30 protein-coding genes are annotated in these 23,918 nt (G+C 36.8%); 25 read left to right on the top strand and 5 right to left on the bottom strand.

Translation table 11 applies throughout. The annotated features are described in order from the left end of the window. Positions 1–7: 7 nt before the first annotated feature. From ACYQZV_RS00430 to ACYQZV_RS00340, 19 genes are all read left to right on the top strand, one after another. Positions 8–1,066: a CoB--CoM heterodisulfide reductase iron-sulfur subunit A family protein gene (locus ACYQZV_RS00430; protein ID WP_459892060.1), complete on the top strand. Its 1,059-nt coding sequence runs from the start codon at positions 8–10 to the stop codon at positions 1,064–1,066. Continuing rightward, a complete protein-coding gene (locus tag ACYQZV_RS00425) occupies positions 1,066–1,839 on the top strand; it encodes a hypothetical protein (RefSeq protein WP_459892058.1) in 774 nt (257 codons plus the stop codon). The genes ACYQZV_RS00430 and ACYQZV_RS00425 overlap by 1 nt, the downstream gene beginning before the upstream one ends. A gap of 13 nt (positions 1,840–1,852) precedes the next feature. After that, entirely contained in the window at positions 1,853–2,614 is a 762-nt protein-coding gene (locus tag ACYQZV_RS00420) for a 4Fe-4S dicluster domain-containing protein (RefSeq protein ID WP_459892056.1), read from the top strand. Positions 2,615–2,626: 12 nt separating this feature from the next. Beyond that, a complete protein-coding gene (locus ACYQZV_RS00415) occupies positions 2,627–3,589 on the top strand; it encodes a CoB--CoM heterodisulfide reductase iron-sulfur subunit B family protein (RefSeq protein WP_459892054.1) in 963 nt (320 codons plus the stop codon). A gap of 57 nt (positions 3,590–3,646) precedes the next feature. Beyond that, on the top strand, positions 3,647–4,123 hold the full coding sequence (gene gcvH / locus ACYQZV_RS00410; RefSeq protein WP_459892052.1) for a glycine cleavage system protein H: 477 nt from the start codon (positions 3,647–3,649) through the stop codon (positions 4,121–4,123). A 1-nt stretch (position 4,124) separates the two neighbouring features. After that, positions 4,125–4,382: a thioredoxin family protein gene (locus ACYQZV_RS00405; protein WP_015419659.1), complete on the top strand. Its 258-nt coding sequence runs from the start codon at positions 4,125–4,127 to the stop codon at positions 4,380–4,382. Beyond that, complete coding sequence (locus tag ACYQZV_RS00400; protein ID WP_459892050.1) at positions 4,379–4,780, top strand: DsrE family protein; 402 nt, start codon at positions 4,379–4,381, stop codon at positions 4,778–4,780. The genes ACYQZV_RS00405 and ACYQZV_RS00400 overlap by 4 nt, the downstream gene beginning before the upstream one ends. Positions 4,781–4,833: 53 nt before the next feature. Beyond that, positions 4,834–5,280 carry a glycine cleavage system protein H gene (gene gcvH / locus ACYQZV_RS00395; protein ID WP_459892048.1) on the top strand — a complete coding sequence of 149 codons (447 nt, stop codon included), beginning with the start codon at positions 4,834–4,836 and terminating at the stop codon, positions 5,278–5,280. Between the two features lie 66 nt (positions 5,281–5,346). Further along, positions 5,347–5,694 (top strand): DsrE family protein, encoded by a 348-nt coding sequence (locus ACYQZV_RS00390; protein ID WP_459892046.1) that lies wholly within the window; start codon positions 5,347–5,349, stop codon positions 5,692–5,694. A 12-nt stretch (positions 5,695–5,706) separates the two neighbouring features. After that, on the top strand, positions 5,707–6,705 hold the full coding sequence (lipS1, locus tag ACYQZV_RS00385) for a LipS1 family lipoyl synthase (RefSeq protein ID WP_459892044.1): 999 nt from the start codon (positions 5,707–5,709) through the stop codon (positions 6,703–6,705). Continuing rightward, positions 6,698–7,465, top strand: a complete 768-nt coding sequence (locus ACYQZV_RS00380) for an iron-sulfur cluster-binding protein (RefSeq protein ID WP_459892042.1) — start codon at positions 6,698–6,700, stop codon at positions 7,463–7,465. The genes lipS1 and ACYQZV_RS00380 overlap by 8 nt, the downstream gene beginning before the upstream one ends. A gap of 3 nt (positions 7,466–7,468) precedes the next feature. Continuing rightward, a complete protein-coding gene (gene gltA / locus ACYQZV_RS00375) occupies positions 7,469–8,866 on the top strand; it encodes an NADPH-dependent glutamate synthase (protein ID WP_459892040.1) in 1,398 nt (465 codons plus the stop codon). 2 nt (positions 8,867–8,868) lie between these two features. Beyond that, positions 8,869–9,297, top strand: coding sequence for a DUF4878 domain-containing protein (locus ACYQZV_RS00370; protein WP_459892039.1), 429 nt, complete (start codon positions 8,869–8,871; stop codon positions 9,295–9,297). A gap of 6 nt (positions 9,298–9,303) precedes the next feature. After that, positions 9,304–10,242, top strand: coding sequence for a glycosyltransferase family 9 protein (locus ACYQZV_RS00365; RefSeq protein ID WP_459892037.1), 939 nt, complete (start codon positions 9,304–9,306; stop codon positions 10,240–10,242). Between the two features lie 52 nt (positions 10,243–10,294). After that, positions 10,295–11,077 carry a DsbC family protein gene (locus ACYQZV_RS00360; protein ID WP_459892035.1) on the top strand — a complete coding sequence of 261 codons (783 nt, stop codon included), beginning with the start codon at positions 10,295–10,297 and terminating at the stop codon, positions 11,075–11,077. Between the two features lie 5 nt (positions 11,078–11,082). Then, positions 11,083–12,762, top strand: a complete 1,680-nt coding sequence (glgP, locus tag ACYQZV_RS00355) for an alpha-glucan family phosphorylase (RefSeq protein WP_459892033.1) — start codon at positions 11,083–11,085, stop codon at positions 12,760–12,762. Beyond that, positions 12,759–13,514 (top strand): tRNA pseudouridine(38-40) synthase TruA, encoded by a 756-nt coding sequence (gene truA / locus ACYQZV_RS00350; protein ID WP_459892031.1) that lies wholly within the window; start codon positions 12,759–12,761, stop codon positions 13,512–13,514. The genes glgP and truA overlap by 4 nt, the downstream gene beginning before the upstream one ends. Next, on the top strand, positions 13,501–14,304 hold the full coding sequence (locus tag ACYQZV_RS00345) for a serine/threonine-protein kinase (protein ID WP_459892029.1): 804 nt from the start codon (positions 13,501–13,503) through the stop codon (positions 14,302–14,304). Before truA ends, ACYQZV_RS00345 begins: the two co-directional genes overlap by 14 nt. Further along, complete coding sequence (locus ACYQZV_RS00340) at positions 14,301–14,918, top strand: PP2C family protein-serine/threonine phosphatase (protein ID WP_459892027.1); 618 nt, start codon at positions 14,301–14,303, stop codon at positions 14,916–14,918. The genes ACYQZV_RS00345 and ACYQZV_RS00340 overlap by 4 nt, the downstream gene beginning before the upstream one ends. Here ACYQZV_RS00340 and dxs read toward each other — a convergent pair. Together dxs and ACYQZV_RS00330 are read right to left on the bottom strand one after the other, a co-directional pair. Further along, complete coding sequence (gene dxs, locus ACYQZV_RS00335; RefSeq protein ID WP_459892025.1) at positions 14,904–16,787, bottom strand: 1-deoxy-D-xylulose-5-phosphate synthase; 1,884 nt, start codon at positions 16,785–16,787, stop codon at positions 14,904–14,906. The genes ACYQZV_RS00340 and dxs overlap by 15 nt on opposite strands. A 13-nt stretch (positions 16,788–16,800) precedes the next feature. Continuing rightward, the gene (locus tag ACYQZV_RS00330; protein WP_459892023.1) at positions 16,801–17,205 is read right to left on the bottom strand and encodes a hypothetical protein; all 405 of its coding nucleotides are present in this window, start codon (positions 17,203–17,205) and stop codon (positions 16,801–16,803) included. Between the two features lie 173 nt (positions 17,206–17,378). Between ACYQZV_RS00330 and ACYQZV_RS00325 the strand changes: the two genes are divergently transcribed. From ACYQZV_RS00325 to ACYQZV_RS00300, 6 genes are all read left to right on the top strand, one after another. After that, the gene (locus ACYQZV_RS00325) at positions 17,379–17,612 is read left to right on the top strand and encodes a 4Fe-4S dicluster domain-containing protein (RefSeq protein WP_459892021.1); all 234 of its coding nucleotides are present in this window, start codon (positions 17,379–17,381) and stop codon (positions 17,610–17,612) included. 4 nt (positions 17,613–17,616) lie between these two features. After that, positions 17,617–17,937: a hypothetical protein gene (locus tag ACYQZV_RS00320; protein ID WP_459892019.1), complete on the top strand. Its 321-nt coding sequence runs from the start codon at positions 17,617–17,619 to the stop codon at positions 17,935–17,937. Next, positions 17,937–18,488 carry a DJ-1 family glyoxalase III gene (locus tag ACYQZV_RS00315; RefSeq protein WP_459892017.1) on the top strand — a complete coding sequence of 184 codons (552 nt, stop codon included), beginning with the start codon at positions 17,937–17,939 and terminating at the stop codon, positions 18,486–18,488. Before ACYQZV_RS00320 ends, ACYQZV_RS00315 begins: the two co-directional genes overlap by 1 nt. Position 18,489: 1 nt before the next feature. Further along, complete coding sequence (leuS, locus tag ACYQZV_RS00310) at positions 18,490–20,283, top strand: leucine--tRNA ligase (RefSeq protein WP_459892324.1); 1,794 nt, start codon at positions 18,490–18,492, stop codon at positions 20,281–20,283. 129 nt (positions 20,284–20,412) lie between these two features. After that, positions 20,413–21,822, top strand: a complete 1,410-nt coding sequence (locus tag ACYQZV_RS00305) for a porin (protein ID WP_459892015.1) — start codon at positions 20,413–20,415, stop codon at positions 21,820–21,822. Between the two features lie 105 nt (positions 21,823–21,927). Then, a complete protein-coding gene (locus ACYQZV_RS00300; protein ID WP_459892013.1) occupies positions 21,928–22,371 on the top strand; it encodes a methylated-DNA--[protein]-cysteine S-methyltransferase in 444 nt (147 codons plus the stop codon). Here the strand turns inward: ACYQZV_RS00300 and rsmA are convergent. The 3 genes from rsmA to ACYQZV_RS00285 are packed head-to-tail and all read right to left on the bottom strand — an operon-like array spanning position 22,314 to position 23,833. After that, positions 22,314–23,105: a 16S rRNA (adenine(1518)-N(6)/adenine(1519)-N(6))-dimethyltransferase RsmA gene (rsmA, locus tag ACYQZV_RS00295; RefSeq protein WP_459892011.1), complete on the bottom strand. Its 792-nt coding sequence runs from the start codon at positions 23,103–23,105 to the stop codon at positions 22,314–22,316. The genes ACYQZV_RS00300 and rsmA overlap by 58 nt on opposite strands. Continuing rightward, positions 23,056–23,508 carry a hypothetical protein gene (locus tag ACYQZV_RS00290; RefSeq protein WP_459892009.1) on the bottom strand — a complete coding sequence of 151 codons (453 nt, stop codon included), beginning with the start codon at positions 23,506–23,508 and terminating at the stop codon, positions 23,056–23,058. Before ACYQZV_RS00290 ends, rsmA begins: the two co-directional genes overlap by 50 nt. A gap of 55 nt (positions 23,509–23,563) precedes the next feature. After that, complete coding sequence (locus tag ACYQZV_RS00285; RefSeq protein ID WP_012514093.1) at positions 23,564–23,833, bottom strand: HU family DNA-binding protein; 270 nt, start codon at positions 23,831–23,833, stop codon at positions 23,564–23,566. Positions 23,834–23,918: the final 85 nt, after the last annotated feature.

The following is a 23,918-nucleotide window of genomic DNA, read 5'->3' as shown; positions in this document are numbered from 1 at the left end:
GTTATATATGTCTAAAAATGTATTGGTAATAGGTGGCGGGCCAGCTGGTATATCCGCAGCTAAAACTCTTGGTAGATTGGGTGTGCCTACCATTTTGGTGGAAAAAGAACAAAAGCTAGGTGGTAGACCGATATTAGAGGACTATCACACCTTAATTCCAAGAAAGTTGAAGCCCTCCCAAGTGTTAGGTCCTGTGATTGATGAGGTAACTAAAAACTCAAACGTGAAGGTGAAACTTGGCACAGAGGTAGAAGCCTGTGAAGGTACTCCTGGAAATTACAAAGTGAAGTTGTCAAATGGTGAAACCGTTGAGGCTGGTGCTATAGTAGTAGCCACCGGTTTCCAGCATTTTAATCCAAGAAGAAAGGGAGAGTTAGGCTACGGACTTTTCCCTGATGTAATAACAAACCTTGAGCTAGAGCAGATGTTTTCTCGTCAAGGAAAGCTCTATAGACCATCAAATGGACAGTTGCCAAAACGCGTAGCTTTTGTATTTTGTGTAGGTTCTAGAGATAGACAGCTTGGAGTAACAAATGTACACTGCTGTAGGTACGGATGTGCTCTATCGGGCTTGCAAGGTACAGAGATAAGAGAACACTATCCAGATGTCGATGTATTTTGTTATTACATGGATGTTAGAACTTACGGTACTTGGGAGTATCCATTCTACTGGGCTCCTCAAGAGAAAGCAGGCGTTAGATACGTAAGAGGTAGGATAGCTGAAATTACATTTAGACCATCTGATGGAAGACTTGTGGTAAAGCATGAAGACACCATAGTTCAAAGACCTTCTGAAGTGCCAATGGACTTGGTGGTTTTGGTGCTTGGAATGGAACCATCAGAAGGTACGAAAAAAGTTGCTAAAATACTAGGTTTAAACCAAGACCAGGACAATAAGTTTTTAATACCTTCAGACAACTCGGGTTCTAATATCATATCTAACAAAGAAGGTATATTTATAGCAGGTGCTTGTAAGGGCCCTATAGATATAGAATCTTCCATGTCTGAAGGCGAAGCGGCTGCAGCAGAAGCAATAGCTTTTGTAGGAGCTAAGGTGAGTGTGTAATGAGCAATCTTAAGCCAAACGAGGGGTTTAAAGCGGCCCCTCTTGATGATTTTTTAGTTAGAGATTATCTTATCAAAATATTGGGTGATGGTGAAGAGTTAGCCCAAGAGTTTTATTCAAGGGTGTTAGAAAAGTCTAACATCTTTAAAGAAGCATTTTCAAAAGATAGACTAGCTTCTTTAGATAAAGATACGCTTTTAGATATATTCTATAGGATGTATCCGGCGCGAAGATTTAGAAATAAAATAGTGGAAGAAACCGGCATAAACAACCTAAAAAAAGCTATTAGTGATTTATTATACGCTAAAGCAGACTCCTGGGAGCAAAGAGTAAACAACTTTACCAGTATCATAAGAGGTGTAAGCAAGAAAAACGCAAGAGATATAGCTGCTGAAATCTTACATTTTACATTTCCAGAGGACTATATACTATTTACATCTTGGATATGGGACCCAGAGTCTGAAAGTGGGGCTATAGTGTTTCTAAAAGAAGAAGCCCCAGTTAATGGTCATGGTAGAGAAATGTATGGTTCTACGTACGAAGAGTTTTATCAGACATATGTACAAGTTTATGAAAAGCTTCTAGAATTCGGTATAAGAGTTAGAGGGTTTTTGTTTGTAGATATATTCCTAGCTATGATTTACGGCACTTATGTAGACTATATGACGTTATCTACGATGCATAGTGCTAAAGGTTTTTTCCCACCGGCAGATTTTATAGCGAAACGTCTGCTTGGTGTTTTAAGAGACGATGAAGTAACTTTTACCTATTGATTAGGAGGTTGTTATGGCTATTCATGAACGTGGCCTTGTAGAACAAGAGCGTATTTTAAAGAAGGACAGAATAGTAATAGACGGTGTAGATGCCTCTGGGGACTGGAACCTTATTATATTGCCTAGGGTGATAGATGATTATGATCTAGATTTTGCTAAAGATATAATAAATCACCCCCAAGGCAAAACCATAAACCAGTGTTATCAGTGCTCTTACTGTACAGCCAGCTGTCCTGTACACAACTATTGGGACGAGAAATACAATCCAAGACATTTTATATACTTGGCTAGATTAGGGATGCTGGACGAGCTTCAGAAAAGGGCTGATGTGATATGGAGATGTGTATCTTGTCATAAGTGTACGCATAGATGCCCAAAAGGCGTATTGGTGGAAGAAGTTTTAAAAGTCATAGTAAACCAGATGTCTAAAAGAGGTCTTATAGAGGAGTATCCATCCAAGAAGTTTGATAAGTTCTTCACCGAAAGCGTTATAGAATACGGTCGTATTGAAGATGGCGAGCTATTGTTTGGATGGATGGAAAAACAGGGCTATAGCGTAATGAAAGATCCTATACTCAAAAAACCTATACCTTTTGCGGGTGGTTTGCCAGATTGGTTGAAAAGCTTGGCGATTAAACCGCTCAAAGGTATGAATATAGACTTCTTGATACTTAACGCAAAACATATGCTTATACATCCTAGAACTCAAAACTGGAACAGATTTAAGCAAGTTTTGGAAAGAGTTATAAGAGAAGAAGGTATAATGACTCACTAAAGGAGGTTTTACATGGGTGTTATTGGTAAGAATGTGGCTTATTATCCAGGATGCTCTCTAGAAGGTGCTGCTAGAGCTTACGATGTATCTTTGAGACTAGTGGCTAAAGATTTAGGTTTAGAGCTTGACTATTTGAAAGATTACAATTGTTGTGGTGCTATGGAATCTAAGAACGTAACTTTCTGGGGTACCATACTCATGAATGCTAGAAATATGTCCTTGGCAAGAAAACAAGGACACGAGGTAATTGTAGCCCCTTGTAATGGTTGTTCGTTTTCTTTACAAAGAGCCTGGTACTTTTTAACTACCGATAACTCGGTATTCACAAAAACTAATGCGCTGTTAAGAGAGGGTGGTGTAGATCCGCTGGATGTGGTACCAGAGACCTATCATGCGTTAGAGTGGTTATATGAAGAAGCTGGACCAGAGAAGATAAAAGAAAAGACCAAGAAACCTTTGAAAGGTTTAAAAGTGGCAAACTACTATGGGTGTCTTTATACAAGACCACACTTTTACGCCAGGACTTATTCTCATGCCGGTGGTCAGGATTTAGATAAAGATAGACCTATGAGAAGAGCTACGGCCGATGATGATGAACATCCATTCTTTCAAAATAAGCTTTTGGAAGCTGCTGGAGCCACTAGCGTAGAATTTGAGCCTATGCACACTCAATGCTGCGGTGGTCCTCACTCGTTGTCTGATGAATCAGTATCTGAAAAGTTTGTTATGATGATACTTCAAAATGCCAAAAGAAATGGTGCAGATGTTATAGCTACCGAATGTCCATTGTGTCATGCCTCTTTAGAGATGTACAGACATAGACTTATGCTTAAAGGAGTACCAGATGTTGATGTTCCAGCCGTATATTTTACGCAGCTTTTAGGTATAGCTTTAGGAAGAAGCGCTTCCGAAGTGAAGCTAAAGGACAATCTATCAGATCCATTACCAGTGCTAAAAAGATACGGTTTGGTATAAAATAAATTAAATAGAGCCCCCTTTTTTATGGGGGCATATATTCTAGAGGTGGAAAACATGGATTTACATGGTAATGTAGATGAGAACATAGTTGATCATAACGGTTGTCTGATACCTAAAAACTTATATTATGATATAGAAAATCAAGTTTGGATTAGGTTGGAACCGGATGGCAATGTTACTTATGGCTTGACGGATGTTGGGCAAACTAGGTCAGGCAAACTTTTGCATATACGCATAAAAGATGTGGGTAAAAAAATACCAAAAGGGAAGCCAGTGGCTTCTTTGGAAAGTGGTAAATGGGCAGGTCCTATTCCATGTATAGTTGAAGGTGAAGTGGTGAAAAGAAATGAAGAATTGTTGGAGCAGGCTGATATAATAAACTACGACCCTTACGGAAGAGGGTGGATAGTTACATTAAAGCCGGTTAATTTAGAAAGGGATTTGAAAGATTTAGTTACAGGCGAAGAAGCCGTTAGGAAAATGAAAGAGTATATTGATAGAGAAGATATTATTTGCATGAGGTGTACGTAGTATGGCAGCTTCTGATAAGCATGTTATACTTTTAGTTTCTCAGTGGTGTGCCACGTGTCCAGATGCGGACGCTCTTTATCAAAAATTACAGGCTGAGTTAGGATTTAAATATGAAGTGTTGGATGTTGCCCAACCAGAAGGTAGAGCTTGGGCGAAAAAATTGATAGTAAGAAGTGTGCCATCTACTATCATAAATGGCAAGTTAACTTTTGTAGGAGTACCATCTGAAGAAGAGGTAAGGAAGGTGTTAAATTCATGATGGAAGCAGAAGGTCAAAAAATATTGATACTTATGACAAGCGGTCCTAAAACTCCTCACAGATGCGCTACGCCGTTTTTCATAGGTGCTCTCATGGCTTCTAACGATGCAATAGTGGAAATATTTTTTAATATGGATGGCACAAATTTGATAAGAAAAGGTATTCCAGAGTCCATATATCCAGGTGGAGATTCCTGTGTGGCAGGTCAAAAACCAAAATCTGTATATGAATTTATGAAAGATGCGAAAGCCGCCGGTGTTAAGCTTTATTCTTGTAAGCAAGCTATAGATTCTTCAGGTCTAAAAGAGGATGAATTGATACCACTCTTAGATGGTGTGGTACCGGCTGGCGAATTTGCTCAGAAGTCTTTAGAGGCAGATAAGGTTTTAATTTTTTAGGATTTTAAAATCTAAAAATTAATTTAGAAAAATTTAAATAGGAGGTTATAAATATGGCAGTAGTAAACGGGTGCAACATCCCAGAAGATTTACTTTACGACGTAGACGCAGAGGCCAACGCCTTCACATGGGCAAAAGATAACGGTGATGGCACGTTTACAGTAGGTCTCACATCTGTGGCGGCGGCTATGGCTGGTAGGCTTGTGGCCTATACACCTAAAAAGCCCGGAAAGGCTGTGGAAAGAAGAAAGTCTGTAGCTACCATCGAAAGCGGTAAGTGGGTTGGTCCTGTTCCATCACCTTTGAGCGGTGAGGTGGTGGAGATAAACGATGCTGTTAAGGCTAATCCAGCTTTGGCAAACGATGACCCATACGGTGCTGGTTGGATAGCTAAGATAAAACCCACCAATCCATCTGAGGTCTCTATGCTTTTAAAAGGTGCTGAAGCAGTAGAGAAGCTTGGTGCCATAGCTAAAGAAAAAGGTATTTCCTGCGGTTAATATAATCTATGCCCTACTCTTTTTGAGTAGGGCTTTTAAATTTAAAAATTAATTGAGGTATATCTAATGAAGAAATTTGCCGTTGTTTTGATGTCCGATGTAAATACAAGTGAATTACGAGTAGAGATGAGTATGAGATTTGCTTTAAGGGCATCGGAAGACTCAAGGTTCGATGTTAGATTTTTCTTTTGGGCTGATGGTGTAAAAGTCCCAAGACAGATAGAAAATATCCCCCATCTCAAAGAGTTGTTTTATAAGCTTTTAGAAAAGGGTATTACCACTATGGCATGTATCAACAACTCTACAAAGCTAGGAGAAAAAGAATACAACGAAGAAAAAGGTATAAATGTATTGGCTATTGGACCAGAACTTTTAGAGCTTATAGACCAAGGAGCCGAAATTATTACATTTTGAGGTGAAGTTTGTATGATAGATGTTGAAATAGATGAATCTTTTTTAGAAAAGCTGAAAACTGGCTTACAAACAAAAGAAAAGCATTTTGGCAAAAATATATTTTTTTATGGTCCTGGTTTTAAACATTACGAAGTAGAAGATTTTAAAACCGTTTCTAAGCCGAGGTTTGTGGATATATCTATCACTGGAAAAAAATGCGAGCTTATGTGCGATCATTGTGCTTCTAAAATACTTCATCACATGATACCGGCCACTTCCCCTGAGGATTTAATAAGAGTATGTGGAGAACTTAAAAAGTCCGGCGTTGGCGGTATATTGATATCCGGAGGCTCAAACAAGGATAACGTGGTAGAATTATACGATTACAAAGATGCTATGATATACGCCAAGAAAGAGCTTGGTCTTACAGTAACATGCCACGTTGGGTTGGTGGATGAGAGATTGGCAAAAACGCTTAAAGAAGCAGAAGTAGACGCTGTGCTTCTAGACATAATAGGAGAGGATGAAACTATACACAAGGTTTATAAACTTCCACATAAAACTACAAAAGATTACGATGAGTCTATGAGGCTTTTAAAAGAATATGGTTTAAAGATAGTGCCTCATATAATAATCGGACTTCATTATGGCAAAATAAGGGGAGAGTTTAACGCAGTAGACATGATAGCCAAATATGACCCGGATGCTTTGGTGCTTGTGGTAGTTATGCCTTATTATGGAAACGCTAGATACCAGCTTGTAAAACCACCGAGTGCAGAAGAGGCTGCAGAGGTTATACTTTACGCTAGGAAGAGAATGCCAAAAAATCCTATAATAATAGGATGTGCAAGGCCTGCAGGAGAATATCGCTTAGCTTTTGATACTTACGCGATGTTAGCAGGAGCAAACGGCATAGCTTTTCCAGCCGAGGGGATAGTGTCTCAAAGCCTAGAATTTGGCATGAAACCTCATATATCACCAAACTGTTGTTCTACTGTTATATTTGATATAAGGGATTTTATAAATGGCTGAAGTGCTTGAGGTTTTAGATATATCTAAAAGCCTAAAACTAATAAAACTAAGAAGCTTGTATCTTTCAAAAGCAAAACCAGGTCAGTTTTTTGTGATGCAATATCAAGAAAAGCCCGAAAGGCTGCCTCTTTTCATAATGGACGCCAGTGAAAATGAAAATACGATAACATTTTTGTTACAAAAATCAGATGATGTTTTAAATATAGAGATATTTGACAATATAAAAGTTGGTCAAAGGCTTTATTATGTAGAAGGACCTGCAGGGAAGCCGTTTCCTTTGTTGGAGGGTAAAAATATACTTTTTGTAAGTATAAATTGGGGATTTGCTGGAATCTATAACATTGCAAAACATCTAAAATCAAAAAACAATATAGACCTTGCTTTTATAGATACTGAAAGCGTGAATCTTGAAGATGTAAAATCTTTTACAACCATATTTAACAACGTATATGAATATAGCAGCATAGATACCTTTGGGCAAAACGGCAAATCCTATGATGTTATAGTAAGCGCAGGTTCTAATGAGTTAGCAAAAGAGTTAGTTAGCATTTATGAAGGCAAAGAGGTTATATGCTCTGTCATTACAAGGATGCTTTGTACAGTGGGGCTTTGTTTGGCTTGTAGGATACAATACGATGGTAAAATAAAACTTCCCTGTGTAGAGGGTCCTTGGCTTGATGCCAGTAAGATAGATTTTGACGATTTAAGTAGAAGGCACCTCATACTAAAAGAAGTGTTGGTGCGTTCTAGGAAGAGCTGAGCTATGAAGAAGATAAGGTATTACGATAGAAACCAAGAAGTTTTGATGCCAGTGGAAAGGCGTACAAAAACCTTTGAAGAGTACGCCCTTGGTTATACAATAAACTTGGCTATAGATGAGGCAAAACGTTGTATACTTTGTAAAGATGCTGATAAAAGGTGTATAAGAGGATGTCCTATAAATGTAGATATACCAGGGTTTATTTCAAAGATAGCAGAAGGTAATATATTGGAGGCTTACAAGATAATTACTCAAACGGATATATTCCCTTCAATATGCGGAAGGGTGTGTCCTCAAGAAAGACAATGTGAAGGTGCTTGTATACTTTATTTTGATACGGTAAGAAACAAAAGAAACAAAGGTTTGCCTGTGAATATAGGTGCCTTGGAAAAATTTGTAGGAGATTTTGTAAGGATATCTGGTATAGAGCCTGATATAGAAGTAGAAGAGAAAAAGGGCTATAGAGTGGCTATAGTGGGTTCTGGACCAGCGTCTTTGGGGTGTGCCTATGAACTAGCTAGGAAAGGTATAGACGTAGAAGTTTACGAAGCCCTTCCTAAGCTTGGTGGTGTGATGTTTTATGGTATACCCAATGCAAGGTTGGATAAATCAGTACTAGAGTATGAAATAAATAGACTAAAGAAAATGGGTGTTGTATTTCATACTGGCGTAGTGATAGGTAGGAGTATATCTTTAAAGGAGTTAAAAGATAATTTTGATGCAGTTTTTATAGGTGTTGGTGCCGGTAGGGGAAATTTAGGTATAAAAGGAGACAATCTAATAAATGTATATTCTGCCATCGAGTTTCTTATGAATATAGCTCTTGGATGTCCTATGGCCGATATAAAAAAAGTAGCTATTATAGGGGGTGGATTTACCGCTGTCGATTGTGCTATAAGCGCTATAAGGTTTGGTATAGAAACTCATGTGGTTTATAGAAGGACTAGAGAGACTTCTTCTGCAAGGGATGAAGAGTGGGACCATATTCAAGAAGAGGGCGCTATAATACACTGGCTCACCCAACCAAAAGAGATAATAGGTGATGAACAAGGGTTTGTAAAGGGGCTTCGTTGTGTGAAGATGGAGCTTGGAGAACCAGATGAATCTGGAAGACCTAAACCTGTTGAGGTTCCAAATTCTGATTTTGTTATAGATTGTGATGCAGTAGTGCTAGCCATAGGACAAAAACCAAATCCAATAGCTTTTGAGGAGTTAAATTTAAAAACCACAAAGTGGGGTACTTTGGAAGTGGATGAACACTATATGTGCTCAGTAGATGGTATATTTGCATCTGGAGATGTGGTAAACGGTGGTGATACGGTAGTAAGAGCTTTAAAAGAGGGCAAAGAAGCTGCAAAGCATATTTACAATTATCTTATCAATAAATCTAGGAGGTCCTAAGCATGTCAAAGAAGAAAATCGTTATAGGAATAGTAGCCTTAGGGGCTGTCTTTTTGCTTTTTAGAGCTTGTGGTTCTTCACCTCAAGGCATTTCAAGGGACTTGGTGTCTGATTTTGTATCAAATCTAAAAGACCACCATCCTATGAAAGCCATAAGAAAGCTTGACCCAAGTCTTAGAGAAAATTTAGAATCTCAAGTGAAGCTTCCGTTAGCGTTGGTAGAGATGAAGCCTTACGAAGCTTTAGGAGCCACGTTAGAGGGGCAAATGTCTTTTGTAAAATCTTGGAAAATTAAAAATGTATCAAAAATATCTGACTCAGAGGTAAAGGTTACTTTGGAAACTAAGGACAATGAACGTATGGAGCGTGATATAACCTTTACGGTATCAAAAGAAGACGGCTCTTGGAAAATAACCGCTATAAGCTTTTAAAAGTTATTGAAGGTACTAATTTGGCAAACGGCTTATTTAGGGGATGTGGTTTTGGCCACGTCTCTTTTGCAAAATGCCTTAGAAATATTTGGTGATTACAACGTTGGTTTTGTAGGAAGACCGTTTGTAAAGGATGTTTTACAAGGCTATAAAATAAATCTTCATCCTTACGACAAGACTTGGAAAGAATCCTTTTATATGTTAAAAGCTATAAAACGTTATGACGTAGTTTTGTCTTTACATATGTCTTTGAGGAGCGCTCTTATATTGTATATGTCTGGTATTAAAAGACGTATAGGTTTTGACAGGTCTGAGGGTAAGCTTCTTTATACAGATTTAGTGCGTTATCAAGAGAAAGGTGTCCATGAAATACAAAGAAATATACAACTTCTAGAGCTTTTAACATCAAAAAAAATAACACCAAAACCTCCAAAGCTATATATAGAAGATGATGCGCTTTGGCTTGCAAAAAGTAAGTTTGATTTGCCGTCATCTTTTGTAGTTATTGCCCCAAAATCTAATTTTTTTCTAAAAACATGGAAACAAGAGTATTTTTTAGAGCTTGCAAAAGCACTTGATAGGCCTGTAGTAATATTGGCTGATACTTGTTTAGAAGCTTTTAATAACATTAAACATGTGAAAAATCTTTCCGGGCTTACCTCTTTGAAAGAGTTTATGGCCATAATAAGTTTATCCGATTTTGTGATTGCAAACGACTCATCTTCTATACACATAGCAAATGCCTTTGGTAAAAGGGCTATATCTATATACTGTGCTACATCATCGTCCTATGGATTTTATCCTATCTTAGGGACCTATCTTGAGCCAAACCTTTTCTGTCATCCTTGCTCTATAAATCCTAAAAGCTGTAAAACAAAAACCTTTGAGTGTTTGAGTTTTGTAAAACCAAAAGATGTTTTGGATAAAATGAAAGAGTTTTCATAATATGTTCATCTTTGTATGATATAATGGCTTATCAGCATATAGGAGGTTTAACATGTATAAAAAGTTGTTTGTTGGTTTGAGTATTATGGGAGCTTTGTTGGGCAATGCTTATGCCTCTAGTTGTCCCTCAAAAACTAAGGTGCAAAATGTGTTAAAAGAATTTAACCTTCCATCTTCTATGAATATAGTAGATATATCTCCCTCAAAAAGGCTTAAAGGTTTTTGTGAAGTGGTGTTTAAAGTGTCTCCTTTAAATGCTCAATATTTTTTTATAAGCAAAGACGCACACTACATAATACAAGGCCAAGTGATAGACTTAAAGCATAAATCCTTGGTAGCCCCTAATTTATCAAAATACGAGAAACTATCAAGCGCTCAGTTAAAAGAGCTAGAAGAGCATGTGGATTTTGTATACAACTCTAAAAACGCTAAGAATTTTATATACTTTATTACAGATCCTCAATGCCCATTTTGTCATGAAGCCGAAAATCCTCTTAAAGAATGGGCTAAAAAGAATCACATAGCAATCAAAGTCATTTTGTATCCTGTGCAAACTCCAAATGGTTCTTTGCATCCTGGTTCTATAAGAAAATCTGCAGAGCTTTTGTGTGATAACAACTCTAGCTACAGTATGTTGGAATTTATGTACAGTGCTCCAGTGCCAAAAAATCCCTGTAAAAAAGGTGTAGAAAAAGTAAAGAGCAATATAGAATTTTTGCAACGTTTAGGGGTAAACGGGACACCTACTTTTGTGGGTCCTAAAGGGAATGTAGAAACAGGTATAGCAAACTCTAAGGAAGCGATGTACAAAGAGTTTGACAATCTGATAAAATAATTTTTATGATTGCTTACTTTGTAATGGAATGTGGGGTAGAGCCATATATCCCCACTTATAGCGGTGGATTAGGAGTATTGGCAGGGGATACTCTTCAAAGTCTTGCAGATTTGAAGATACCTTCAGTAGGCGTGACTATACTTTGGAGAAAAGGGTATACTTCTCAGCATCTAACAGCCCACGGGGCCCAGACGGATTTTCCCCAAGCATGGGACCCGGCAAAATATTTAAAACCTATAGATATAAAGGTTAAAATCCCAATAAACGGTCAAGATGTATATGTGACTGCCTGGAAGTACGATATGATGGGCATAGGTGGTCATGTGGTGCCTGTGATATTTTTGGATACAAATCTAAAAGAAAATACGCCCGAGATAAGACAGATATTTGATAGGCTTTATCTTGCTCAGGGTAAAGATAGAATGCTTCAAGAGATAATATTTGGGATAGGTGGGTATGAACTTCTAAAAGCTTTGGGCTATAAAATAATGGTTTATCATATAAATGAAAGTCATTCTGCGTTTCTTACTATAGGGCTTTTAAAAGACCTAAAAGACATAGAAAAGGTTAAAAATAGGGTGGTTTTTGTAACGCATACTCCTGTGGCTGCTGCTTTTGATAAGTTTCCTATAGAAGATGTTAGAACTTATTTGAAAGATTATATAAAAGATGTAAACATGGACCCGCTTTTTGACCACGACCAAGAATTCAATCTATCTTGGGTGTCTTTAAAAGCATCTAGGACTGTGGCGGCGGTTTCAAAAAAACATAAATATGTATCGGAAAGCATCTTTGAAGGGCATAAGTTAGAGTATGTAACAAACGGCATACATCATATAAGGTGGGTTTCTCCTCATCATAAAAAGCTTTATACAGAGTTTGTAAGAGGCTGGGAAGAAGACCCATCTTTGTTGAGACAAATAGTAAACTTGCCAGACCAAAAGTTTGTAGAAGCCCATCAAAATGCCAAAGACGACCTTATAGATCTTGTAAATTCCCAAACCGATGCTTCCTTTTCAAGGGACTGGTTTACTATAGGCGTAGCAAGGCGTGTTACCGCTTATAAAAGAAATCATATGATTTTGAAAGAATTAGACTGGCTTATAGATATAGCAAACGATTTTAACGGTCTTCAAATAGTGTTTTCTGGTAAAGCTCATCCTCTTGATGGAGAGGGTAAGGCAATTATAAAAGAAATATTTGATGCTAAAGACTACGCAAAATCCAAGACCAACAAGCTGAAGATAGCTTTTATAGAAAATTACGACATGAACAAAGCAAAAGTGATTGTATCAGGCGTTGATATATGGCTCAATACACCTCAAAGACCTTTAGAAGCATCTGGTACTAGTGGTATGAAAGCCGCTTTAAACGGCGTTCCCAACTTTTCTATACTAGATGGATGGTGGATAGAAGGATGTATGGAAAATATAAATGGATGGTCCATAGGTAAAAAAACCTCTTGGGAAGATATAGCACTAGAACCAGAATGGGATAAAGAGGAAATCCACGACCTTTACAACAAGCTTAGGTATATAATACTACCCACTTATTACAACAGTTTTGGTAAATATCTAAATGTAATGAAGATGTCCGTGGCAACCGTTGCTACATATTTTAATACAAATAGAATGGTGATGGAATATATCACAAAATTATATTTAAAGAATACCTTGGCGGAGTGAAAAATTACAAGTTTACCATATCTTTTTTAGGTACCAACTACAGCGGTTGGCAATATCAACCAAACGTACCCACTATCCAGGGAGAGGTAGAAGAGAAGCTTTCCTATATAGTAAACAAGAAAAAACCCATAAAACAAAAGATAAGAGCCATAGGATGCTCAAGGACAGACAAAGGAGTACATGCTGTAGAGTTTGTTTTTAACGTTAAGATGGATTACGATAAAGACTTAAGCTTTTTAAAAAGAGCCCTAAATAGTGCGTTGCCAAAGGATATAAAAGTGCATAATATAGAGGAAGTGCCTTTGGTCTTTAACGCTCGTTTTGATGCTTTTAAAAAAACATATATGTATAAGCTTTTTTTTGACGAAAAGAATTCACCATTTTTGCAAGATAGAGCTATGCTAGTTTATAAGCCCACAGATTTGGAAAAATTTATAAGCATTGGAAGCATGTTTTTAGGATATCAAGATTTTAGAGGATTTGCAAAAGAACCAGAGGATGACAATACGTTTTGCTTTGTAGAACATATAAACGTTAAGATAGATTACCCTTTGGTGGAGATATCCATTACTGCAAATAGATTTTTGAGGTATATGGTAAGGCGCATTGTGGGGACTATGCTATCTTACGCTCAAGGTGATATATCTATAGATGATATAAACGATTTTTTAAAAGCCAAAAAAATATCAAATTATACTGCAAAGGCACATGGATTATACTTAAAGAAGGTTTATTACGATGGAGATAGGTGATATAGTTTTAGATATGTATAGGATAGTAGGTATCCTTGGAGAAGGTGAGTTTGGTAAAGTATACAAAGTGGAGGGGCTCAAAGGTAAATACAAGTGGAAAGAGTTTGCTCTTAAGATAGCAAAAGATGACTATGCTATAGAGTATCTTTGGAAAGAAGTTCAGTCCTTGATACTTTTAAGACATCCAAACATAATATCTTTGATAAGCTATCTTTATAAGAAAGATGAAAAAAAGCTGTATGTGATATACGAGCTAATGGATACTGGGAATTTAAAAGAATACATAGCAAATCAAACACTTACAAAAGAAAATGTTTTAAAAATTTTTACAGACACGACAAACGGTCTTGCTTTTTTGCATCAGATGGGTTACATACACAGCGATATAAAACCCGACAACGTGTTTGGTAAAAAGATACTAAAGGGTCTTGTTTGGAAGTTGGGGGATTTTGGGCTTTTAAAAACAAAAAAGGGCCAATCTTTGATATCGGTAAAGGGCACCATAGGTTATATAGCGCCTGAGATATTCAGAAACGAGATATACCCATCAAGCGATATATTCTCAATGGGAGCTTTGCTTCACTATATTCTTACAAAGAAAGATCCATTTGAGATAGAGAGCGATGTTCCAAAGCTAAAAAGAAACAAAAACTGCGATTACAAAATATCAGAAGATATACCGCAAAAGACCAGAGAGTTTATAAAAATGCTTTTAGAATGCGATTACAACAAAAGATTTCAAAATGCTATAGAACTAAGAGAGTATCTTAAAACTCACGAGATTTTATGAAGATAGTTTACGAATGTGGACAAGTGATAGGAGAGAAGAATTATCAAAGCGATGAAATGCTTGTAAAAGATAATGTGTTTGCAGTGGCGGATGGCATGGGAGATAAAAACTCTGGGAAGCTGGCCGCTAAGGTGGCAATACAAGTTTTAGAAAAAAACTTAGAGGATTTAGACAAGACTTTTATAAAAATAAATAAAGAGATAATAAATAGGCTCAGTAAATATGCAGATGGATTTATATGTGGGACCACTCTTAGCGTATTAAAATGTGATTTGACTTCTTCTAAGTACTATGTGTATCATGTGGGTGATTCAAAGATATTTCTCATTCGTGATAAAAGCCTAATACAGCTTACTAAAGACCAAAGCAGCGTAGAAAACAAAAAAAAGTATGTAAAAGCACTTGGCATAAATTGGAATATAGATGTTTATAAAAATGAAGGGGATATAAAAAAAGAGGATATCTTTTTTGTGTCTACAGATGGTATATGTGATATAAAAGGTATATTGGAGGATATAGCCAACAAAGAGCCAAAGGATATAAAGGATTATATTTTATCTTATCAAAACCATTTAAAGGACAACCTATCTTTTATAGTGTTAAAAGTGTTTTAGCTTTTGGTAAGTAGCAACATTGTTAAGTATAAAGCTTTTAATACCATCTTTTGTGAGCTTAAACATCTCTCTTAACTCTTTTTGGGAAGCGTGCTCTATAAACTTATCGGGTATACCTATCCTATAAACATCAACTTTTATCATGTTATCGTTGTAAAATTCTATCACCGACGCTCCAAAACCGCCTTTTAGTACGTTGTCTTCTATCGTAATAACCGTGTTGAATCTTTTTGCTATATCTAAAAGCATGTGTTCATCTAATGGTTTTATAAACCTTGCGTTTATTACCTCTGTATCTATACCATCTTTAACCAAATCATAAGAAGCTTCCAACGCCTCTTTTACGAGGTAGCTATGCGTGAGTATTGCAACGTCCTTACCGGGTTTTACAATCTCCCATTTACCTATATCTAAAAGCTTTGGTTCTCTTTTCTCTTTAGATAGAATAGCTTCTCCTCTTGGATATCTAACGACAAAAGGTTTTCTTGCGTTTATTCCAGTATACAAAAGGTCCAACAACTCTAAATCGTCTTTTGGAGAAGATATGATAATGTTTGGTATGCAGCTTAAAAAAGATATATCGAACACACCGTGATGTGTAGGGCCATCTTCTCCCACCAAACCAGCTCTATCTACAGCAAATACTACATTTAGGTTTTGAAGTGCTATATCGTGTATTATCTGATCGTAAGCTCTTTGCATAAAAGTAGAATAGTAAGTTAAGATAGGTTTCAAGCCACCTGCGGCAAGACCAGCGGAAAAAGTGGCTGCATGCTGTTCTGCTATACCAACGTCAAAAAACCTATCTGGGTATTTTTTGGCAAAATCCACAAGACCAGAACCTTCTTTCATAGCTGGTGTTATGGCTACTATTTTGTTATCTTTTTCTGCTAGTTTAATAAGTGCTTCCGAAAAGCATTGGGTCCAAGATTTACCGCCTGATATTTTAGAGGCCTCTCCGGATTCTTTTTTGTAGGGGGCAACACCGTGCCACTTAACTGGGTTTTCTTCTGCTGGTTCATAGCCTTTGCCTTTTTTAGTCACGATATGTACTATTACTGGTCCTTCCATAGCCTTAACGTTTTTCAGAGTGGTTTCTAAGGCTTCTTCATCGTGGCCGTCTATGATACCTATGTAGTTTAAACCAAGCTCTTCAAACAATATACCTGGTGTGGCAAACCCTTTTACAAACTCTTCTGTAAGCTTTGCAAAGCGTTTTGGTACAAAACCAGCCTTATCTAATATATGTTTTATTTTTGTTCTGGTATCCTGAATGTATTTACCTGTTATAAGCTTGTTGAAATATGTAGATATGGCACCTATATTCTTGGATATGGACATCTCGTTGTCGTTTAATATTATGATAAATTTATCGTGGTGTAGATGTCCTATGTTGTTTAAAGCTTCGTATACCATGCCGGCAGTCATGGCTCCATCTCCTATAACAGCTACAGTGTAGGAATCATCCTTTAAAAGGTCTTTGGCCACTCGAAAACCTTCTGCCGCCGATATAGATGTAGAGCTATGCCCAGCTCCAAAAGCGTCGTAGATGCTTTCATCCCTTTTTAAAAAACCAGATATACCGTCTTTTTTTCTTAGTGTATAGAATACATTTTTTCTGTCTGTTAGTATTTTCCATGGATAGGCTTGATGGCCTATATCCCATACGATTACATCTTTTGGCACATCAAACGCTCTCAAAAGAGCTATAGTTAGTTCTACGCTCCCAAGCCCTGGGGCTACATGACCCCCGTTTTTAGAAGTAACTTCTATAATAAGGTCTCTTACCTCTTTGGCTAAAATGCTAAGCTCCTCTTTTGAAAGCTCTTTTATATCCAAAACACTGTTTATACGTTCTAATACACTCATTTAAGTTAATATATTATCTTGCTACAAAATCAAATATGATATCAAGCCCTAAAAATACTGTTAAAAGACAGAAAAACAAGCCTGTTACAGCTATTGCTATACCTTTTATCCTGCCAGCTTCTTCTTGTTTTATCCAAAGGTACATAAAAGTGCCTATTAGATAAAGAGCCGAGAATATCGCAATCCACTTGTGCAAAAACAAAAACAGTGCTGGTGCTTTTACCATAACATAGGATATTCTTTGAGCACCAAAGCCAGTTAGTACCGCTAAGACTCCAAAAATTACTGACAATCCATGGTTTGTAAGCCCAAAGAGCATAATGGATTTCTTTTTATAAAGTGTAAATACTAGAAGATAGGCAACAAAAGCCGTTAGGGCATAAACGCCGGTAAACATCGCAAAAAAGGCATGTAGCATGACTTATACCTCCATAAGTATTAGAATATAATTATAAACCATAAACTAAAGAAGGATATAAAAATGTTCTTATAAAAAGCTCAAAAACGCTTATACTATAAAAAGACATATTGACACTCTGAACAAATGTTATAATATATTAACTATCCCATTTTTTAAAGGAGGCATGACGTATGTATTATGTAGCTAAAGTTATAAATGACGAATGTAGCAAATACAACTGCAAACAGTGTACGCTTTTTTGCCCAGAGCCAAACACCCTTATGTACGATGACAACGAACATCACGCTTACGTAGTTACCAACCGATGCAAAGGTTGTGCTCTTTGTGTATATGTATGCTCTGATATGCTAAAAAGAAACGCTATAAAGATGGTGATGGCAGAAGCTCACGAAGAAGTGGCATAAGCTTATGGAATTTTCAAAAGGACAGCTTGAGTTTTTGTCAAACATTTTAGAGCAAGAGGTCACGAATGAAAATATAGAATCTATACTAAAAGCTAAAAACTATAAACTCTATGAATGCAAAAGCTGCGGGAAGCTAATACTTCACGATAATTACGAATTTTGGAATATCACAGAATGCTGCGATGACAACTCCAAGATAATGGACGATGGGACTTTGATGTGTGAGGTTTGCTACTCAAGGTCCTTTGACAATATGATGAGTTGGTTAAACAGAAGACCAGAGTGGACCAAAGAGGTAAAGTTTGATATAAAAAGGAGGGAATGATGGCTAAAGTAGCGGTTTTGCTAGCTCCTGGTTTTGAAGAAATAGAGGCCATAGCTCCTATAGATATACTAAGAAGGGGTGGGGTAGAAGTGGTGATAGTAGGTGTGAAAGACAAAGTCATACCAAGCGCTAGGAATGTAAAAGTCGAAACTGATATCACGATAGAGGAGTTAAAAGATATAGATAGTCTTGATATGGTGGTAATACCAGGGGGTATGACAGGTGTTGAAAATCTAAAAAAAAGCCAAGAGGTAAAAAATCTTATAGAACAGATAAACCACAAGAAAAAATATGTAAGCGCTATATGTGCAGGGCCTCTTGTATTAAAAGAAGCTGGTATAGTAAAAGACAAACAAATTACCTCTCATCCTTCTGTGAAACTTGAATTTAATGAATCTCTTTACAAAGAAGAACCTGTGGTAGAGGATGAAAATATAACAAGCAGTAGAGGACCAGCTACAGCTATGCTCTTTGGTTTTAGGCTTTTAGAAAAGTTAACTTCAAAAGAAAAGGCGAAAGAAGTGGCTAAAGCGATGCTTTTTGACTATTGATATGGATTTTAAAAGCATAGAAAAAAAGTGGCAAGAGCACTGGGAAAAAGCATCTAAAAAACAAGAGCCTGTAAACAAATTTTACGTGCTTGAGATGTTTCCATACCCCTCTGGCAAAATACACATGGGGCATGTGAGAAACTATACCATAGGAGATGCCATAGCCCGCTTAAAGCGCATGGAAGGATATAGTGTGCTTCACCCGATGGGATGGGATGCTTTCGGGCTTCCAGCAGAGAACGCCGCCATCAAAAACAACCTAAGACCAGATGTTTGGACTTACTCAAATATAGATTACATGAGAGCTCAATTAAAGTCTCTTGGATTTTCTTACGATTGGGATAGGGAGATAGCTACCTGCAATCCTGATTACTACAAATGGAATCAGTGGATTTTCTTGAAAATGTACGAGAAAGGGGTGGTCTATAGAAAAACTGCTACTGTAAACTGGTGTCCAGTGGATGAGACAGTCCTTGCCAACGAGCAGGTGATAGATGGTAAATGTTGGAGATGCGGGACCATCATAGTTCAAAAAGAAATCCCCTCTTGGTATATAAAAGTTACAGACTATGCAGAAAGGCTTTTAGAAGATTTGAAGCTTTTAGAAGGAAAATGGCCTCAGAAGGTTATAACCCAGCAAAGAAATTGGATAGGAAAAAGCGAAGGCGCTTTGGTAAAGTTTCCCCTTGAAAAAAAGATAAAGGATTTCGAATATTTAGAAATCTTTACCACTAGAATAGATACCATATTTGGTGTAAGCTTTATGGCGATAGCCCCAGAGCATCCTCTGGCAAAAGAGATAGCCAAAGAAAACGAAGAAGTTAGAGCTTTTTTAGAAAAAATGTCTCACATATCCACTAAGGAAAGAGGCACTGCTTCTTCCAAAGAAGGGGTTTTCACAGGGTTATACGCTATAAATCCAGTCAACGGCAAAAAAATACCTGTTTATGTGGCAAACTACATCCTGATGGAGTACGGGACTGGCACTATAATGGCGGTGCCTGCCCACGACCAAAGGGATTTTGATTTTGCAAAAGCTTACAACATTGACATAATCCCTGTGATAAAACCAGAGTATGAGCACGATTTCAATGAAAGAGCATATGAAGAAAAAGGCACGCTTATAAACTCTGGTGTTTTTGACGGACTTTCTTCAGATGAGGCCAAAGAAAAAATTTTAGAGTTTTTAAAAGCCAAAAACTTAGCTCAAAAAAAAGTTAGCTACAAGATAAAAGACTGGAACGTATCAAGACAGCGATACTGGGGTACTCCTATACCTATGATACACTGTGAAAACTGCGGTATCGTCCCAGTACCTTATGAAGATTTACCAGTGTTGCTTCCAAAAGATGTAACCTTTACAGGTCATGGAAACCCTTTAGAGCATTCTGAGAGCTTTGTAAATACCACGTGTCCAAAATGTGGCTCCAAAGCAAGAAGAGAAACGGACACGATGGATACGTTTTTTGACTCCTCTTGGTATTTTTTGAGATTTACAGACCCAAAAAACGACAAGCTTCCTTTTGATAAAGATATAGCCAACAAGTGGATGAACGTAGATATATATATAGGTGGTATAGAACACGCTGTGCTTCACCTTCTTTATTCAAGGTTTTTTGAAAAGTTTTTATACGATATAGGGCTTATAGACCATGTAGAGCCTTTTGACAAACTCATCACCCAAGGTATGGTCTTAAAAAAATGGGTAAGCGTAGGAAAGCTCTTAGAACATCTCGGACTTACCGAAGAAGACGATATAGAGCTTTTAATTGAAAGATTAGACCAAATAAGCTAACTATAAAATATATAAAAATATATAAACACATTATAATATTGATTATCTTATAAAGATAAAATGAAATCTTAATGAAAAATTAACAATTCACAAATATAATATCTCTATCAATTAACTAAGGAGGTTTGTATGAAAAAGAAGCTGCTATTAGCGCTTTCTGTTTTTGGTATTGCCATGATACCAACCCATAGCGCCAACGCTATACTTTTAAAAGCCAACGACAACGAGTTTGCCAATGTAGGCCTCAAGCTCGCCATATGGGCTCAGGATAACGGTAAGGTTACCACCAACGACCACAGCGGTGTAAACTTCTCTGTGGAAAACGCAAGGCTCTACTTCTCAGGTCAAATAAATCCAATAGTCCAATTTGGAGCAAACATTGATTTTGCGGATAACACGACTTTACCTGATGGTTCTGCAAGAAAACACGGGGGTATGCAATATACCCTTATAAAAGACGCTTTTATAAACTTTAAGTTTATGCCACAAGCCCAACTTATGGCTGGTCTTTTCTTAGACCCATGGTCAAGAGTAGCTCTTGGTGACCTATACTCTTTCATCGTACCCCTCGAAAACTACAACCCAGGTATATCTGAGATAAATACAGACGGTAAATCGCTTTTGAATAGCTCAAGTTTTAAAACTTTTATAAATCCTCTTGTGCCATTTACATTTGGTTCTGATGTGGGTAACTCTTACCGGGATTTAGGTATAGCCCTTTGGGGTGATATAGGCAAAGATGCCATGATAAAGTACTATCTCATGGCAGGTAACGGCAAATATGATTATGAAACACCTGTTCCTGGGACGACGAATACATTCAATGGTAAAAACAATCTAAAATATGGATTTAGGATAGAGTTTACACCTACAATGCTTGGATACAAGGGTACACCCAGTTATGTAGATGAAGATACATTTTTAGGCAAACAAAATACCCTTACATTCGCCTTTGCCTACCAACAACAAAAAATAGAGTGTGGCACAGATGCTTTAACAGGACAGACAGGGTATTGCCCTCAAGGTTTAGGAACACCAATGCCAGGTACCTCCACCACAGCAAAAGCCTACACATTTGACGTATTGTGGGAGCAGAAGTTTGGGGATTTTGTACCAAACTTCCAAGCGGCATGGCTTGATCAAAAAGATTTAGGTTATGCCTCTTATAAAAATTTTCAAGGTCAAACTGTATACGGTCAACCAGAAGCTCAAGGTTATTACCTTCAAACACAGCTTTTATACGATAGATATGTAGGTATAGGAAAACCAGCTCTAGTATTAAGATATGAAGAGGATGAAAATAAAAACTACTATGTAGGAATAAATCCTATGACTGGCCAACAGACTGGTTTTGTCACCGGCAAAATCTCTATGACGGACATATTCTTTAACTACTACATAGATGGTTTAAACGCCAACATGTCACTAGGTGCTCAAATCGTATCTCCAAACTCTGACCTTAAAAATGCTACAGCAAATGGAAACAACCAACTCAAATCTTTTACAGACTGGACACTTGCTTTAAGAACAGTATTTTAAGTTTTTAATAAAAATATGCTATGCTTGGGAGGAAAGAGAGGAAGGAGTTTTTCATAGCTTTGTCCTTGTGCGGGTGTTTTGCACCCGCTTTTTATCATTTTAGATATGTTTGTGTATAGATATCAAAATATTTGCATTTATATATATGCAAAAAAAGATAAGATTTTTTATCTAAAGCCTTCAATATCCCAAGAAAAAGAACATATACCAAAGGACATCAAAGATGCGTTTGATGAATATTTTTTAAGAAAAAAAGATATAGAAAACAACGATATATTTTACATGCCAAAAAGGTATGAAGATATATACATATATCTTAAAAATAAGATAAAGTTTGGTCAGGTGATAAGCTATAAGGAGCTTGGTAACGAGTTAGGGTTACATCAAAGGACTATAGCCACTGCTATGAAATCAAACCCTCTTCCTATATTTATACCTTGTCATAGAGTGGTGTTTAATGGATTTTATAAAGATAAAAATCATATAGGTGGTTATAACGCTGGGGTTGATGTGAAGGCGTTTTTGCTAAGACACGAAAATGTGCTATAAATATCTAAAATCTCTTCAATAGAAAGTTCATCTACTCTTTTTTTAGCGTATTTCTCATCAACATCAAGTTTTTGTTTTAGCATCTTTCTTTTGTTTGCAAATATCTTTTTTAAGAAAACTTTATAATCTTCTTTATCAAGCCTCGGAGTTTTGGGTTTTTTATCAAATACCACCACACCGGATACCACTTTTGGTACTGGATTAAAAAATCTACCTGGTACGCTAAAAGCGTAAGACACTTCAAAATACGTGTTTACATAAGCCCAAAGCCAAGATTTGTCTTTGGAGTTTGAGATAAGCCTCTCTCCTACTTCTTTTTGAAGCATAAAAACCATTTTTGATATATGCTCTTCTTGATTTACCATGTTTATGAGTATATTTGCATACATGTTGTAAGGCAGGTTTCCTATTACCTTTGCCTTTTCATAGATTGATAAATCAAGCTTTGAAGCGTCTATATTTAACAGTTTGGCATTTTTGTATGTTTCTTCTAAAAGCTTAAAAATATCTTTGTCAAGCTCTACTAAGATAAGCTCTTTTTTGGGCTTTTGGTATAAAAACTCTGTTAAAGCACCAAGCCCCGGTCCTATTTCTATAAGCGTATCATCTTCTTTTACATCTAAGAGCTCTACTATGGAGTTTGCTATATTTTTTGATTTTAAAAAATTTTGACCAAAGGATTTTTTAGGTTTTAACATCAAAAAGCTTGCAAAGATAGTTAAAAGGCTCTTCAAATAATTGATATTCTGTATGTTTTTGATATTTTAGAATAAGCTCAAGGGATTTTTTTATAAGTTCGTAGGGTTTAAAGTCTTTGGAAAGTAAATTTATTGATTGGAAGCCATTTATCGTATGTATTACGTCCTCTAAAATACCTTCCATCACCATATCAAATTTATTCTCTTGGTAAAACATACTTCTTTGCATATTGTTTTGGAGGCTTTTAGCTAAAGCTATTATTTTTAACCATGTTTTAACCGTTTTTTCCCAGTGGTCTTTGGGTATGTTTTGAAGCTCAATGGTTATATAGCTTATAAGATACTTTGCCACATAGTCTGAGGCTGTTCTTTCGCTTATAAAATCGTTAGACTGATAAGAATCTCCGCTTTTAATAAGCTCTGTTAGGTCTTTTTTCACCGCTTTTGCTCTTAAAAGGCGGTGCTATATGTTGAGCACCGCCATTATTTTTATTTTAGCCTAATTTTTTTAGTTCTTTAGATGGTCTCCAAACAGCTGTGGTTCTTGCTGGTATCTTTATCTCTTGGCCAGTTTTTGGATTTCTACCGGTTCTGGCTTTTCTTGTGCTTACTGTAAATGTGCCAAAACCTGGTATGGTGGTTCTTTCTTTTTTCTTTAGGCTTTCTGCCAATGCAGAAAATACAGCATTAACACATTTTTCAGCTTTTGCCTTTGTTATGTCAGCTTGCTGAGCCACATAACTAACTAATTCTGTTTTTGTCATGGTAAACCTCCTTTACGTGTTTTCAAATTACTATTATATCACTAAAAATCTTGCTGTCAAGATATATGAAAGAAAAATAAAAAAT

It is taken from the genome of Hydrogenobaculum acidophilum, from assembly GCF_054656715.1.
Note: the sequence above shows the minus strand (reverse complement) of the source record. Positions and strands in the feature narration are given on the sequence as shown.